Genomic DNA, 12,882 nt, shown 5'->3' with positions numbered 1-12,882 from the left:
CGTGCCGTCGTCAGAGTTGTCCGGCGGGTCCGTGTGGCTGCGTCCCGAGCGGCCGCCGCGCGACCGCCAGCTCACCCGTGAGCGGATCGTCGAGGTGGCGGTCGCCGTCCTCGACGCAGAGGGTCACCGCGGGCTGTCGATGCGCCGCGTCGCCACCGAGCTGGGGGTGACCGCCGGGTCGCTGTACTGGTACGTCGCCACCAAGGACGACCTGCTGGAGCTGGCCCTCGACCGTGTGCTGGGCGAGGTGCGCGCCGGCCCCGGCACGTCCGGCTGGCGGGACGGCCTGGCGGCGCTGGCCCGCAGCAACCGCGCCATGCTGCTGCGCCACCGATGGGCCCTGTCCGAGCTGACCGTCAGGCCCAACCTCGGCCCGAACGCGCTCGCCCTGGCCGAGACCGGGCTGCGACTGCTGGAACACGCCGGGTTCGCCGGCTCCGACCTCGACGCCGCCATGGCCGCCGTCAACGACCATGTGGTCGGCGCGGTCATCGCGGAGGTCGCCTGGCGCGACACGCTGGCCCGCATGAGCGGGACCGGGTCCGGCTGGGACGAGCAGGCGGCCGACTACCTCCGCCAGGTCGCCGAACGCCACCCGACGCTGGCGGGCCGGATGGCCGCCACGGGCGAGATCGACGTCGAACGCGAGAGCGAGCGGCGCTTCACGTTCGGCCTCGACTGCCTCCTGGACGGCCTGGCCGCTCGCTGCGCGTCCCCGTCCCGGTCATAGGGGCACGGTTCCGTCGCGGGCCTCGCGTCACCATGTGCGCACCTCGTGCGCCCACGCGATCAGCCCCGCCACGAACCCCTGACGGTCCGACGGCGAGAGGTTGTCCAGCACGCGCAGCAGCGGCGCGGCACGCAGGGCGACGAACCCCTCGACCATGGCCCGATGGTCAGGGGCCAGCGACACCAGGGTGCGGCGGCGGTCGGCCGGATCCTCCCGGCGTTCGACCAGGCCGGCCCTGCTGAGGTCGCCCACCAGCTCGCTCGCGGTCGGCAGCGACATGCCCATCCTGTCGGCCAGCTCGCTCACGCTGAGCGAGGACTCGACGGTCAGCTGCGGGATGACCGCGCCGTGCCTCCCGGTGAGCCCGTGGCTGCGGAAGATCTCCCGCAGCCGGTCCGGCATCTCGGCCTGGGCTCGCCGGAAATACGCCTCCACCAGGGGTACGAAGCCGAGGGCTTCCCTGACCTCCTCGGGGCGTGGCAGTCGCGGGGGCGAAACGGGGTCCGTCACGGTCACAGGTTACAGTGCCCATATCCAAACAGTTCGGATATCCGAAGTGAGGTAGACGTGATTCTGGTGACAGGCGCCACGGGTAACGTCGGGCGTCATCTGGTCGATCTGCTGCTCGGGTCGGGCGCGCAGGTCCGGGCGATCAGCCGCAACCCCGAGCGGGCCGGCCTGCCCGACGGCGTGGAGGTGGTCAGAGCCGACATGTCGCAGCCTGAGGACCTGCGGGCCGCGGTGCGGGGAGCCGACCGCGCGTTCCTGCTCCCGGCCGCCGGCCAGGTGGACGGCTTCCTGCGCGAGGCCGCGAGGGCCGGCCTCGGGCACGTGGTGCTGCTGTCCGCGCTGGCGGTGACCATGAAGCAGGCCGGCGTGCTGGGCAGCGCCCACGCCGAGTACGAGCGGGCCGTGGCCGGGTCGGGGCTGCCGTGGACGTTCCTGCGTCCCGGCGCGTTCATGGCCAACGACCTGCGGTGGGCGCCCGGCGTCAAGAACGGCGGCGTGGTGCGCGCCCCGTTCGCCGAGGCCGCCACCGCGCCGATCGACGAACGCGACATCGCCGCGGTGGCCGCGCGGACGCTCCTCGACGACGGGCACGAGGGCAAGGCGTACGAGCTGAGCGGGCCCGCCTCGCTGACGACGGCCGAGCGGGTACGGATCCTCGACGAGGTCCTGGGCCGCGACCTGCGTCTGGAGGAACTGTCTCCGGAGCAGGCCCGCGAGCAGCTGATCCCGCAGGTCCCCGCGCCGGTCGTGGACTCGATGCTCACGCTGTTCGCCTCGTTCGTCGGCAGGGCCGCGGACGTGTCCCCGGTCGTGCGCGAACTGACCGGCGACGCACCGCACACCTACGCCGACTGGGCGGCCCGCAACGCCGCGGCGTTCAGCTGACCCCGCCGGATCGACGGCCTGGGTCGGGCAGTCGATCACTTCGGGGCTGTCGAGCAGGCGGATCGCGGCGTGGACGCGGGACCGCCCGGCGAGCATCCTGGCGCCGGAGCCTTGAGCGTGCTGCGTCACACGGTGCCGGTCAGGGGATGGGCACGATCTTGCCGCGGGTGTGCAGCCGCTCATGGTTGTGCTCGCCGGCCAGGCCGGTGACCGTGGCTCCGGCGCGGCGCGCGAGCTGAACGGCGAGCGAGCCAACTCCTCCGGCTGCTGCGGGCGGGCGCTGCGCGGCTGACGTCGAGAACGGGAACGGTTCGTGCCGGTGTGGCGGTTACCAGGGCACCGTTCCGGCGTCGTCGAAGAATCCGCCGGTCGGTCCGTCGTCGGGCAGGGTGGCGAGGTGAATCGCGATGGCCGCGCCCTGTTGCGGTGTGCGAACGCCCTGGAAGCCGTTGAGGTCGGTGGCGGTGAAGCCGGGGCAGCCGCAGTTGATCAGGATGTTGGTGTCGCCCAGTTCCTTGACGTACTGGACGGTGAGGGCGTTGAGGAAGGTCTTCGAGGCCAAGTAGGCGGCGGGAACCGCGCCCATGTCGATGCCGGGGGTGGTCTGCAGGGTGAGGGACCCGACGCTGCTCGACATGTTGACGATCCGCGGTGACGCTGAGGTGCGCAGCATCGGCAGCATCGCGTTGGTGACCCGGATGACGCCGATCACGTTGGTTTCCACGACCGCTCGCACGGTCGCGGGTTCCAGTGTGGTGGCTGTCTGTGGCATGCCGCCGGTGATCGCGGCATTGTTGACCAGGACGTCGAGCCCTCCGGCATGGCCGGCGATCAGCTCGGCCGCGGCGGCGACGCTTTCGTCGTCGGTGACGTCGAGCGGCACGCCGAACACATCGGTCCCGGCCGCGCGCAGCTTCTCGACCGCGGTGTCGCGGCGGTGTGCATCCCGCGCGCCCACACCGATCCGCCAGCCAAGCGTGCCGAGCCCTGCGGCGATCTCGTATCCGATTCCCTTGTTCGCGCCGGTCACCAGCGCGATCTTCCGTTCACTCATGCCGTCGATCATGTTGCGGACCCGGGCGGGGCGTCCAGGACCGGTCAGGTGGACGCCGATACCGCACAGGTATCGGCCGTGGTCAACGCTACGATGAGCTCGTGGAGACGCGGGAGTTGCGCTACTTCGTCGCCGTGGCCGAGGAGTTGCACTTCGGGCGGGCGGCACAACGGCTCTCGATGGCTCAACCACCCCTGTCGCGGGCGATCCAGCAACTGGAACGGCGGCTCGGAGTCGTTCTGCTGCACCGCGGCGCTCGCGGTATCGCCTTGACCGAGGCCGGGTCGGTGCTGCTGCGGGAGGCCCGGCTCGCGCTCGATGCGGTCGAAGCCGCCGAGCGCCGCACCCGCCGCGCCGCTGCCGACCAGCCCGGCGTGGTCCTGGCCACCAAGGCCGGAGCGTCCAGGGAACTGCTGTCGAAGCTCCTGCACGCCTACGCCGCCGAACCGGGCTCAGTGCCGGTCGAGGTGATGCTGTGCGGGCCGGGCGAGCCGGAAACTCTGCTGCGCACCGGGCGTGCCGACGTCGCTCTGCTCCACCGGCCCTACGACACGACAGCCGGATTCGACACCGAGGATCTGCACACCGAACAGCAGGTCGTGGTCCTGCCCAAGGGGCATCCCCTTGCCGACCGGGCGTATCTGTCGTCAGCCGAGGTCAACGCCCAGACCCACCTGCCCCTGCCGCGCTGGCCTGGGCGGGATGGCGGCCATCCGGACGGCCCCGGCCCGCAGGTGCGTGACCATACCCAACTGTTCCAGCTGATCGCGCTCGGACTGGCCTGCGCCGTCGTGCCCGAGTCGCTCCGCGACCAGCTGCGCGACGACTACGCCATCCTGCCGGTGCCGGACGCACCGGCCGTCACGACCGTCATCGCGTGGCCGCCACACAGCAGATCCAAGGCCGTCGCCGACCTCGTCCGAACCGCGACACGCCTTTAGCCGGGCCGCACGGCTGTGCCGCGCGTCACCGATGTGCCGGAAGACCATCTTCGTCTCCGGGTCCTACAGCGGAGATCCAGGAAGGCCCAACGCGGTGGAATCCTTGCCTCTTTCCCCTCTGGGGTGCCACCGGAATACGGCGGAAACGGGCCGCGTAGGCGGCTGATCAGACAAAAGCCAGGTTCTGTCCGGTCGGTCCCCCACTCTGCCCCTGGCCGTAGCTTCGGGAGTCCTGGGCCGGGTCAGGTGGTGGGCACGGCGATACCGGACAGGGCCCCCGTTCCGCCGGGTCATCCGCTCCGCAGCGGGGAGCTGCTGACCAGGCTCGATGCGATCGGATGTGCCCGGTAGCAGCTTCGTCGACGGCAGGCCGATTCAGCGGATCCGCCTGGCCGCCCTACCGCCCAGGTGCAGGAACGCGACCTCACCCGCGTCGTCTCGCAGGAAGCGGCCGACGGCACGCTGCGGGTCGGCGGCGATCGTCACGTCGTCACAGCCCTCGACCAGCGCGAGCGGCATGTCGGGCATGCCCTCCACACCCGCGGCCACCAGTTCGGGTCGCAGCACGAATCGCGCCGTCAGACCCTCGTCGACCTCGAAGGTCCACTGCCCCGCGTCGTAGCTGCCCGCGTACTCCGGCGCGGGTTCGCGCAGCGCCAGCCGTACGGCCTGCGGCTTGGCGTCGAGCAGATGCTCCAGGCACCAGTCGGTCACCAGCTTGCCCAGCACCTTGCCGGGCGCGGAGCTGGTCGCGCACCGACGACACCAGCCCGCCCTCGGGCATGCCTTCGCGGAACAGCCCCCACGTGTGCGCGACCTGCGGGCCGTCCTCTCCTACGGTGTGCCCGACGGCGTGCGACCGCGTCGCGGCCTCCCAGGGGAAGAAGAAGCTGGAGCTCATGCCCAGGGGTTCGAGCACGATCCGACTGACCGCGCTCTCGTACGGCTCGCCGCACACGACCTCGATGCCCCTGCCGAGCAGCCTGAACCCGGCGTTGTTGTAGGAGGCGAGCGCGTCGGGCGGGAAGAGCTGGGGCAGCTGGTCGTAGGTACCGATCGAGGCGGCCAGCGCGCCGGTGTCCCAGCTCTCGCCGTCGTCGATATCGCCGAGGAATCCGCCGGTGTGGGTGAGCAGGTGCCGGATGGTCAGCTCGTCGGCGGCCCGCTCGTCGGCGAGCTGGACCTCGCGCCGGAAGATCTCTCCGGGTTCCATGGCGGCGCGTAGCGGCCCTGAGGAGGCGAACGCGGTTGCGTTGGCGCCATTGGTTGCGTTGGCACCATTGCCTTGAGGTCCGGATCGAAAGGCGCTGAGGCCTTCGGAGGGCCGTGCAGGGTTCGGAGCCGGGGGGCGGGCGTCCAGGCGGTCCTGTTCGGCGCAGAGACGGGCCGTGCCGAACCGACCGGCCAGGTCGCGGGCCATCTGGACCAATTCGGCGCGGCGGGCGGCGTTGGTCGCGTCGTTGGCCTCCAGCCACGCCTGGTGCCGGCGGCCGTCGTCGTCGACGACCAGCGCGGCCACCCGGCGAGCTGCGCGACCCGTTCACTACGTTCACCGCCTGGGGGCTGGGACGGTTCACCGAACCGCCGTCCCCGCCGGAAACGCCGGAGACAGCCCAGACGTCGGAGACGCCAGTCGCCGTCGTGCAGGCGGACGCGTGGTTCACCCACTGGTGCGCGTGGACGCTGGCCGCCCGCGACGACGTGGGCTCGCGTCTGCCGCTGCGGCTCAACCCCAGCGCGGTCGCCGGAGCCGACGCCGTGACGTTCCTGGGCGCCGCCGCCGGGGAGCCGATGCACGAGATCCGGCTGACGCCGATGGTTCGCGCCTGTCTGCGGGCCGTCGGCGGCCGGCCGGCACCGTCCGCGGAGGAGCTGCGGGAACTGCTCGGCGCGGCCGGGGACGCCCCCGGCGAGCGGCCCTCACGCGCCGGGCTGCACCGGTTCGTCGCCACCCTCGTCCAGCTGGGACTGCTGGAACAGCGCCTGCCGTTCGCCGACCAGGACGCCGCGCCCTGGCGCGCGTTGAGCGGCGGGCCTGAGGTGCCCGAGGAGGTGTGCGAGGCCGCCGCCCTCGACCGGCGGCTGCACCCGGCGGCTCGGGACGGGACAGTAGCCTGCCGGCCGGCCCAGCGCGCCGCGGACCGCGTGCGCGGCCTGCTCGGCTACCGTGACGACGCGCCCGCCCGCCGCCGGGACGAGCTGATCCGCCACGACACCATCCTGACCGGCCCGGCCCGTGCTTTCGACCGGGACGCCTGGCAGCCGGTCTGCGCCGAGCTGAACGCCCTCCGGCCGTGGGCGGGCCTGGCCGAGGCGTACCTGCCGCTGCGGCTGGTCGCGGCCGCCTGGGCCGCCGACGCTCCCCGGGTGCTGCGCCGGGTCAACATCCGCGTCGCGTCCCCGTCCCCGGCGGCCGACGACCGCACGGCAAGGGCCGGGACGTGACGATCGGGGCGCAGAGCGATCTCATCACCGCCATGGCGATCCGCGTGGCCGCGACCCTGCGCCTGGCCGACCGCCTCGCCCAGGTGGCCCGCACGGCGACCGTCCTGGCCGCCGAGGTGGGCGCCGACGCCACCGGCCTCGACCGCCTGATGCGGCACCTGGTCACGGCCGGCCTGCTCGGCCACCACGACGGCCGCTACACGCTCGCCCCCGAGGGGAGGATCCTGTGCGAAGGCATCCCAGCCGAGCCCGCGCCGTCTTGGACATCGAAGGCGCCTTCGGCCGCGCCGAACTGTCCTGCGCCGACCTCCTGCACAGCGTGCGCACCGGCCAGGCCGCCTACCCGCGACGCTACGGCCGGACCCTCTGGGAGAACCTGGCCGGCGACACCGCCCTGGCGGCCTCCTTCCAGGCGTTCATGGCCGTCAAGTCGGCGAGGCTCGCGCCCGTCCTCGCCGCCCGCCACCCGTGGGCCGCGCTGGAGCACGTCGTCGACGTCGGCGGCGGGGACGCGACCGTTCTCACCGAGCTGCTGATCCGCCATCCGGGCCTTCGGGGAACGCTCGTCGAGCAGCCCGCCCAGGCGCAGATCGCGCTCGCCAGACTGGCCGACGCCTGCCTCGCCCACCGGGCCTGCGTCACCGCCGGCAGCTGCTTCGACCCGCTCCCGCCCGACGCCGACCGCTACCTGCTGTGCGACGTACTGCACAACTGGGACGACGCGGCCGCCACCGCCATCCTGCGCCGCTGTGCCGAGGCCGCCGGTCGTCGCGGATCCGTCCTCGTCGTCGACGGCACCAGCACGTCCGCGCAGGAGTTCAGCACGGAGATGGACCTGCGCATGCTCACCTGGTTCGGCGGACGTGAGCGCACCACGGCGCAGCTCGCCGTACTCGCCGCGGCCGCCAGGCTGACGGTCGCCTCGGCCCTCACCGTCGACGCCTGGCTGCGCGTCACCGAACTGACGGCGATCGCCGACGGTCCCGGGGAGGGCCCGGCCGCCTGCCGCGAGTGGTGACAGGTGAGCCCGACCCGCCGTCTTCCGGCCTCCGCCGCTGGGGCGCGGTGTTCTCACCAGGTCACGGGAACTCGTACACGCCGTACACGCTGGCCGCCCCGCTCGATGGTGGGCGAGTGCCGCCACTCCAGGTGCTCACCGTCCTGGTCGGCGGCGCGGCCCGCGGGTGAACGTGACCGTCAGCATCTGGCCGAAGACGGTGGGCCTGGCGCTCTGGGTGATCTGGCCGCGCTCAGTCGGCGCGGCCATCGTGGACCTGTTGCCCTGGTTGTCCCATCCGGCGGCGGCCAGGCGCACCTGCATCGTGGTCCGTCCGAACAGGCGGCGGTCGGCCGGGTCGTGCGCAAATTCCAGCGCCCGCCACTTCTGTAGCGGTGTCGTCGAGCACACCAGCCTGGCGTGGGGGCGTGATCGACGAAGATCTCCTGTGGCCACTTCCTGCCGTCCGACGACACCGAGCACGGCGTGAAGCGGTGGAAGCGGTGGAAGCGGTGGAAGCGGTGGAAGCGGTGGAAGCGCAGCACCATCGACCAGGTCATGAAGAACCGGCGCGGCTACCGCCGGGCAGCCGCCCAGGACTGACCGGCCCGGTGGGAACGAACCAGCTTCACCGCACGGAATCCGCGGCGCAGCCTGGCCGCCCACCGCCACCCTTGACGGATGAACCTCGCCTGGGCTGACCTTATCGACCCCGCCACGGCCACGATCATCTTCTTCCTGACGAGCGTCGGCGGACTCATCGGCCTCCTTCGCGTCCGGCGGCAACGCCGAGCCGAGCAGCGCGATCAGCTCGTCGCCGCCTGCGACCAGTTGCTCGTCGCTGTCGGAGTAGTCCAGGGAGCGATCACTGCCCAGGAACAGGCGTGGGCGTCTCCACGGGCCAGAGGGCTGATCGGGCTGACCGCTGTCGCACTGGCCATCGAAGGCCACATCGTCCACCGCAAGCCATACGCAGCCATAGGCCGGTGCAGCCAGGCCGTCTTCGGCTGGGACCAAGCGAGGTCAGCGGCAGTTGCTCAGGCGGTCCCCATCCTTGCCCAAGCGGTCGGCGCTGCTTCCCTGGAGGTAGGCCGCCGAGGTGATGCAGCCCTCTCCGGTGCAGCACGCGACCTCGCGCTCGCTGGCGTCCAGACGGGTGGCCGGCACCACCAGCGTGCTCTGCAGCGCGCCCAGGAGGCGTTCCTCGTCGAGCGCAACAGGATCGCCCGCCAGTAGTCCGCCAGGCCGGGCAATGTCGGCTTGCGGTTGACGTGGGCCGGCCTCGGCGGGCAGCAACGCGCCTCGCACCTCGGCGGTATCGTCGTGCTCGTCAGCCATGACTGCTTTTCGTATTTCGTATTCACAGCAAGAGCGGCCGGGAGTTCTCTCTCGGGAGGCTGAAGAGCGGGCGTACCACCAATTAGCTGACCACTTCGAGGGAATTCGACCTGATGGTGCAAATCCATCGAGATCTTGCGGGGATGAGCATTCGGAGCACAATCATCGTCCGCGCCAACAAGTGCTCGACATCTTGCGATGGATATAACACGCGTGTCGCGCACGGGCACTGGCTCGTCGCTGCTGGCCGCGAGCATTTTGTTGTCCCGGTAGGACGCTATCGGTCGATTTGGCGTCACCCGTCGGGACTGTGCCGGCCGACGAACCAGTGCCCACGCTCCACGAGGCGCTACATGCCCGTTTGATAGGTCATGTTCGTTTGGCCCGTTTTAAGCTGGCCAGCGATGTGGAGGTTCCCGCTGGAGTCCAGGATCGCGATGATCTTCTTGGTCGACCCGTGGTAGGTCGTGAAGTAAACCTTGTCCGCCTCCTGACTGCTGGAGCAGTCGGTGTTCACCGAAATCTCGATGCTGTGCGGCGAACCTATGAGCACATCCTTCTTGTCGGGAGAGTTCTGGTAGACCTGGTTCTGGCGCAGCTTGATTCGGCCGTGATCGTCACCACCGTTAGCACCCCAGTCGCTGGCCAGTCCGAGGTCGATATCCGGCATGCCGGCTCCTTTCAATTTCTCCCCGTTTGGGAAAGGTGCGCCCCCTTTGGACCGCTCCATAGCGAAGAATATGTGGTCCTTGAGGGATTTTCCATAGATCTTTCGGGCATTTTTCCGAATACGAGAATTGGCTGCTTTATATGCTTTCGATACGCTAAATTCCCTGGCGTGCTACTTGTCCGAATGGGATTGGGTAAGCCGCGCGACGCTCCCAGCGATGTGCCGGCGATGCAGCGCGCTGAAGTCGAGCCGGCCGGAGGACCAGCGGACGATCTCGCCGTCCAGGACCGTCCGCGCCGGGACGTGCTCGAAGATCGCCTCCACGATCTCAGGGAAGACCTCGTTGAACCGCGCGCACCGACGCCCGTCGACCATGCCGTGATGGTCGAGCGGCTCAACGCCCGGCCGCTGGCCGACCCGAGGTTTCCGGACGGGCCGCCCGCGTTCGTGCAGGCGGTCGCAGACCCGGAGACGATCTGGTCGTCCCCCCAGCGCGTGCACTGCCGCTCACGCTGGTGCCGCGCCTGTCGGATCTGCGCGACACGGCGTTGGGCCGGGCCCGGTTCACGCTCCCCGACAGCGAGCAGCAGCGCAAGCACTGACCCGAAACCCTGGTTCCCGCTCGCCTGAGAGTGGGCCGCCGCCTGGGGTAGTCTCAGCCCCTTCTCTTCCCTGCCCCGGACGTAGCCGGAGGGCAGCGCGCCCTCCGGTCCGAGGGGCAGAAAGAGCGAGGTGGACGTGACGCTCGGCCGATGCACCCACAACCTCGACATCCGAGACGACGTCGTCGTCAAGCGCTACTCCTCATGGGGGAGAGGTGAACCGGGCCGAGAGTGGGCAGCGCTTACCCTGCTGGCCGAGCACACGCCCGGCCTCGCACCCGCGCCCATCCAGGCCGCATTGGAGGCAGACCCGCCCCAGATCGTGATGAGCAGGCTGCCCGGCCACGTCCTGCGCGGCCAGCACGCCACCGGCGAGCAGATCCACGCCATGGCTGCCGCCCTGAACCAGCTGCACCAGATCCCGGCCCACGCGGTGGAATCCATCGAGCCTGCTCCGTGGGGACCCGCCGCCGCGGTGCGCAAGACGCGGGCCTGGGCCGACAAGCAGCCGGACCTAGGCGACGATCCCCTCGTGCGGGAGGCGTTCCGCGCGGGCGCCACATGGCTGGCCTCCACCGCCCCTGACAAGCTCACGGACAACCCACTACCACCCGTCCTTGGCCTGGCCGACGGGAACCGGGCGAACTACATGTGGTCCAGCGACGAGGGTTGCGTACGACTGATCGACTGGGAAGACTCCGGCCGCAACGACCGCGCCTTCGAGCTCGGCGAGGTCTGCGAACACATCTCACGCCTCGACGGCACGTTGGACGCAGACCGGCTCCTGCCCCACATCGACCTGGCCCCGGGCGAAGCGGAACGGGTACGTGACTTCCGCCGCCTGATCGCGCTGGGCTGGTTCCTCCAGCTCGGCCCCACAGGGCCAGCGACGCCGCACAACCCGCCCGGCACCCTGCACATCCAAGCCGAACGCGTTCTGCAGCTGCTCGGCTGAGCCCGTTGCCGAAAGGCGTGGGGCCCCGCGGCTTCCGGGGGCTTCTTGTTGGCGGCCTGCTCAGACCTGATCGCCTACCTCGGGGAGACGCTGGTCCGGGCAGTCGTCGGCCAGAGCCCTCAGGGCCTGCTCCTCGGCTGCGTCTACGGACAGTTGCCAACGGAGTTTGATCGCGGTCCACTCGGCCGCATATCGGCACCTGGCCGGCTGGAAGGGCGGCTGCCAGGTGGCCACATCCTGGTCCGCTTTCTGCCTATTGCTGCGAGCCGTCACTGCCACCAGGTGCAAGGACTCGTCCAGGTCATTCGCATACGCCTGGCGCTGGGCGGCGGTCCAGTCGTAGGCCGCCGGCGCGGTGTGCTGCCGGCGAGGGCTGGTGGACGGGATCCAGGGGTCGAGGCGGCGGTTGAGGCGGCGGGCTGCCGCTCGTGCCGCATGGTTGGCCGGCAAGCAGGACATCGGACAGCGGGGGACCTGCTGTGCCTACGTCTTCGCCTTGTTCAGGGGATGAGGTCGAGTTCCACGTCGGCGCTGATCGAGCGGATCGGGAACGGCTGGCCGGTCACGATGGGAACGCGGCGCCGGAGCGCGGCGTTCACGACACTCGCCGCGGTAACGGCCTCGGGGGCGGCGATGCCCGCGGCGCCCAGCGTGTCGGCGATGGCGGCCACGTTGTGCTGGTCGATAGGCGTGACGACGACCGTCTCGAGTCCGACCAGGACGTCCAGAACGGGACGTGCCCGATCAGGAACGGCGGCACAGGCCGCGGCCAGAGCGGGCGCCGGGATGACGAGCGACCCCACATAGGCATCGTGCATCCACACGACGGCTTCCATGTAGCGGGTGCGCTGAGTGGCGAAGTCGGTCAAAGCCGACGTGTCGAGCACGCGGCCTACGGTGGCGATCACTGGGCGGCCGCGCGCGCTTCCTCGAACTGCTGCTCGCGGCAGGCGGCGAGATCGAGCATCTCAACGGGGGGTTCGCCGTCGAACAACCTGCGCAGCCGCGCCTTGATGTCGGCGCGCTGCTCCGCAGTGAGTTCCTGGGGCTGCTCGTCGGCGGCCGGCGTGGTGGCGTCCATGGCTTCAGGGTAGCCGCGGGGCGGCCTGGGTGGCCAGCCGATGGCGAGCGGGAGCAGCCATGTGGGGCGCCAAGACGTCGCGCAAGCCGCCGTGGAGCAGTCATCCGGTCACGACGCTACCGATCTGTAGGTGTGCCTCCGGGCCCACCTGTTACAGGCTGAGCAGCCCCACGCTGTGGCGCTTCAGGCCAGTACCACGCAGGGATCACGATCTTGTGGAGCTCCTCTGACGTGGCCGCCATGGTGCCGATCGCAGCCGGCGCCTTCTCCGGCCTCGCCGCCATGATGCGCCTCAAGCCGATCACGCGGTCTCCTGGGCCGGCGCTCGGCCTCTCGGTGTGCTGTTGATCGGTACGGCGAGCGCCGCGGGCGCGCTTCAGGTGCTGGCCGGCGCCTTGGGAGAGGGTGCCGGTGGCCGGCCGGCCAGGGGGGTCCGGCAGAGGGCGCGCAGGTCGCCGAAGGCTTGCAGGAGGTGCGCGTCCAGGCTCTGCGAGGGGTCGTCGATCCAGGCCTGGACCGCTTGGTGGAAGGCGGCCCACCCGATCTGAGCGGCCAGGAGGGCCGACCGGTCGGCGACACCGCGCTGCCGCAGCGCTTCGGCCACGGCTTCGGCGATCGACGCGGCCTTGGCCAGGTCCCGCTCGCGCAGTGCCGGCGTCGCCGCGATGACCTGC

General features: G+C 70.9%; 17 protein-coding genes and 2 pseudogenes. 6 read left to right on the top strand and 13 right to left on the bottom strand.

Going from position 1 to position 12,882, the window contains the following annotated elements; genetic code table 11:
* Position 1 precedes the first annotated feature (1 nt).
* Positions 2-730 carry a TetR/AcrR family transcriptional regulator gene (locus AB0J71_RS35770; protein WP_352325396.1) on the top strand — a complete coding sequence of 243 codons (729 nt, stop codon included), beginning with the start codon at positions 2-4 and terminating at the stop codon, positions 728-730.
* 27 nt (positions 731-757) lie between these two features.
* On the opposite strand, the gene AB0J71_RS35765 is transcribed toward AB0J71_RS35770, so the two are convergent.
* Entirely contained in the window at positions 758-1,240 is a 483-nt protein-coding gene (locus AB0J71_RS35765) for a MarR family transcriptional regulator (RefSeq protein WP_352325397.1), read from the bottom strand.
* A 57-nt stretch (positions 1,241-1,297) separates the two neighbouring features.
* Here AB0J71_RS35765 and AB0J71_RS35760 point away from each other — a divergent pair, with 57 nt between their 5' ends.
* Entirely contained in the window at positions 1,298-2,125 is an 828-nt protein-coding gene (locus tag AB0J71_RS35760; protein ID WP_364418335.1) for an SDR family oxidoreductase, read from the top strand.
* A 160-nt stretch (positions 2,126-2,285) separates the two neighbouring features.
* Here AB0J71_RS35760 and AB0J71_RS35755 read toward each other — a convergent pair.
* Positions 2,286-2,393 (bottom strand): annotated as a pseudogene (locus AB0J71_RS35755) (NADP-dependent oxidoreductase); the annotation flags it as partial.
* 60 nt (positions 2,394-2,453) lie between these two features.
* The gene (locus AB0J71_RS35750) at positions 2,454-3,191 is read right to left on the bottom strand and encodes an SDR family oxidoreductase (protein ID WP_364418333.1); all 738 of its coding nucleotides are present in this window, start codon (positions 3,189-3,191) and stop codon (positions 2,454-2,456) included.
* Positions 3,192-3,280: 89 nt separating this feature from the next.
* Between AB0J71_RS35750 and AB0J71_RS35745 the strand changes: the two genes are divergently transcribed.
* On the top strand, positions 3,281-4,120 hold the full coding sequence (locus tag AB0J71_RS35745; protein ID WP_352325400.1) for a LysR family transcriptional regulator: 840 nt from the start codon (positions 3,281-3,283) through the stop codon (positions 4,118-4,120).
* Positions 4,121-4,495: 375 nt separating this feature from the next.
* On the opposite strand, the gene AB0J71_RS35740 is transcribed toward AB0J71_RS35745, so the two are convergent.
* The gene (locus tag AB0J71_RS35740; protein WP_352325401.1) at positions 4,496-4,648 is read right to left on the bottom strand and encodes a hypothetical protein; all 153 of its coding nucleotides are present in this window, start codon (positions 4,646-4,648) and stop codon (positions 4,496-4,498) included.
* Complete coding sequence (locus tag AB0J71_RS35735) at positions 4,611-5,333, bottom strand: serine hydrolase domain-containing protein (protein WP_364418448.1); 723 nt, start codon at positions 5,331-5,333, stop codon at positions 4,611-4,613. Before AB0J71_RS35735 ends, AB0J71_RS35740 begins: the two co-directional genes overlap by 38 nt.
* A gap of 428 nt (positions 5,334-5,761) precedes the next feature.
* Here AB0J71_RS35735 and AB0J71_RS35730 point away from each other — a divergent pair, with 428 nt between their 5' ends.
* Both AB0J71_RS35730 and AB0J71_RS35725 read left to right on the top strand, forming a co-directional pair.
* Positions 5,762-6,565, top strand: coding sequence for a hypothetical protein (locus AB0J71_RS35730; protein WP_352325403.1), 804 nt, complete (start codon positions 5,762-5,764; stop codon positions 6,563-6,565).
* A gap of 259 nt (positions 6,566-6,824) precedes the next feature.
* Positions 6,825-7,583, top strand: a complete 759-nt coding sequence (locus tag AB0J71_RS35725; protein WP_364418331.1) for a methyltransferase — start codon at positions 6,825-6,827, stop codon at positions 7,581-7,583.
* Between the two features lie 135 nt (positions 7,584-7,718).
* Here the strand turns inward: AB0J71_RS35725 and AB0J71_RS35720 are convergent, their stop codons facing one another.
* The 4 genes from AB0J71_RS35720 to AB0J71_RS35705 all read right to left on the bottom strand — a co-directional run bounded on the left by AB0J71_RS35720 (position 7,719) and on the right by AB0J71_RS35705 (position 9,945).
* Positions 7,719-8,522: a hypothetical protein gene (locus AB0J71_RS35720; protein ID WP_352325405.1), complete on the bottom strand. Its 804-nt coding sequence runs from the start codon at positions 8,520-8,522 to the stop codon at positions 7,719-7,721.
* A gap of 63 nt (positions 8,523-8,585) precedes the next feature.
* Positions 8,586-8,900 (bottom strand): hypothetical protein, encoded by a 315-nt coding sequence (locus tag AB0J71_RS35715; protein WP_352325406.1) that lies wholly within the window; start codon positions 8,898-8,900, stop codon positions 8,586-8,588.
* A gap of 349 nt (positions 8,901-9,249) precedes the next feature.
* Positions 9,250-9,570, bottom strand: coding sequence for a DUF6342 family protein (locus AB0J71_RS35710; protein WP_352325407.1), 321 nt, complete (start codon positions 9,568-9,570; stop codon positions 9,250-9,252).
* Positions 9,571-9,741: 171 nt separating this feature from the next.
* The gene (locus AB0J71_RS35705; protein WP_352325408.1) at positions 9,742-9,945 is read right to left on the bottom strand and encodes a hypothetical protein; all 204 of its coding nucleotides are present in this window, start codon (positions 9,943-9,945) and stop codon (positions 9,742-9,744) included.
* A 357-nt stretch (positions 9,946-10,302) separates the two neighbouring features.
* On the opposite strand from AB0J71_RS35705, the gene AB0J71_RS35700 reads away from it, so the two are divergent.
* Positions 10,303-11,127 (top strand): aminoglycoside phosphotransferase family protein, encoded by an 825-nt coding sequence (locus AB0J71_RS35700; RefSeq protein ID WP_352325409.1) that lies wholly within the window; start codon positions 10,303-10,305, stop codon positions 11,125-11,127.
* A gap of 60 nt (positions 11,128-11,187) precedes the next feature.
* On the opposite strand, the gene AB0J71_RS35695 is transcribed toward AB0J71_RS35700, so the two are convergent.
* From AB0J71_RS35695 to AB0J71_RS35680, 4 genes and pseudogenes are all read right to left on the bottom strand, one after another.
* Entirely contained in the window at positions 11,188-11,577 is a 390-nt protein-coding gene (locus AB0J71_RS35695; RefSeq protein ID WP_352325410.1) for a hypothetical protein, read from the bottom strand.
* A gap of 50 nt (positions 11,578-11,627) precedes the next feature.
* Complete coding sequence (locus tag AB0J71_RS35690; protein ID WP_352325411.1) at positions 11,628-12,014, bottom strand: hypothetical protein; 387 nt, start codon at positions 12,012-12,014, stop codon at positions 11,628-11,630.
* Between the two features lie 17 nt (positions 12,015-12,031).
* Positions 12,032-12,208 (bottom strand): hypothetical protein, encoded by a 177-nt coding sequence (locus tag AB0J71_RS35685; RefSeq protein WP_352325412.1) that lies wholly within the window; start codon positions 12,206-12,208, stop codon positions 12,032-12,034.
* A gap of 376 nt (positions 12,209-12,584) precedes the next feature.
* Positions 12,585-12,882: pseudogene (locus AB0J71_RS35680) on the bottom strand (hypothetical protein); the annotation flags it as partial.

The sequence above is a fragment of the Nonomuraea sp. NPDC049637 genome, assembly GCF_040675235.1.
Taxonomy (GTDB): domain Bacteria; phylum Actinomycetota; class Actinomycetes; order Streptosporangiales; family Streptosporangiaceae; genus Nonomuraea.
The sequence above is the reverse complement of the archived record's forward strand: the minus strand, read 5'-3'. Positions and strand labels throughout refer to the sequence as shown.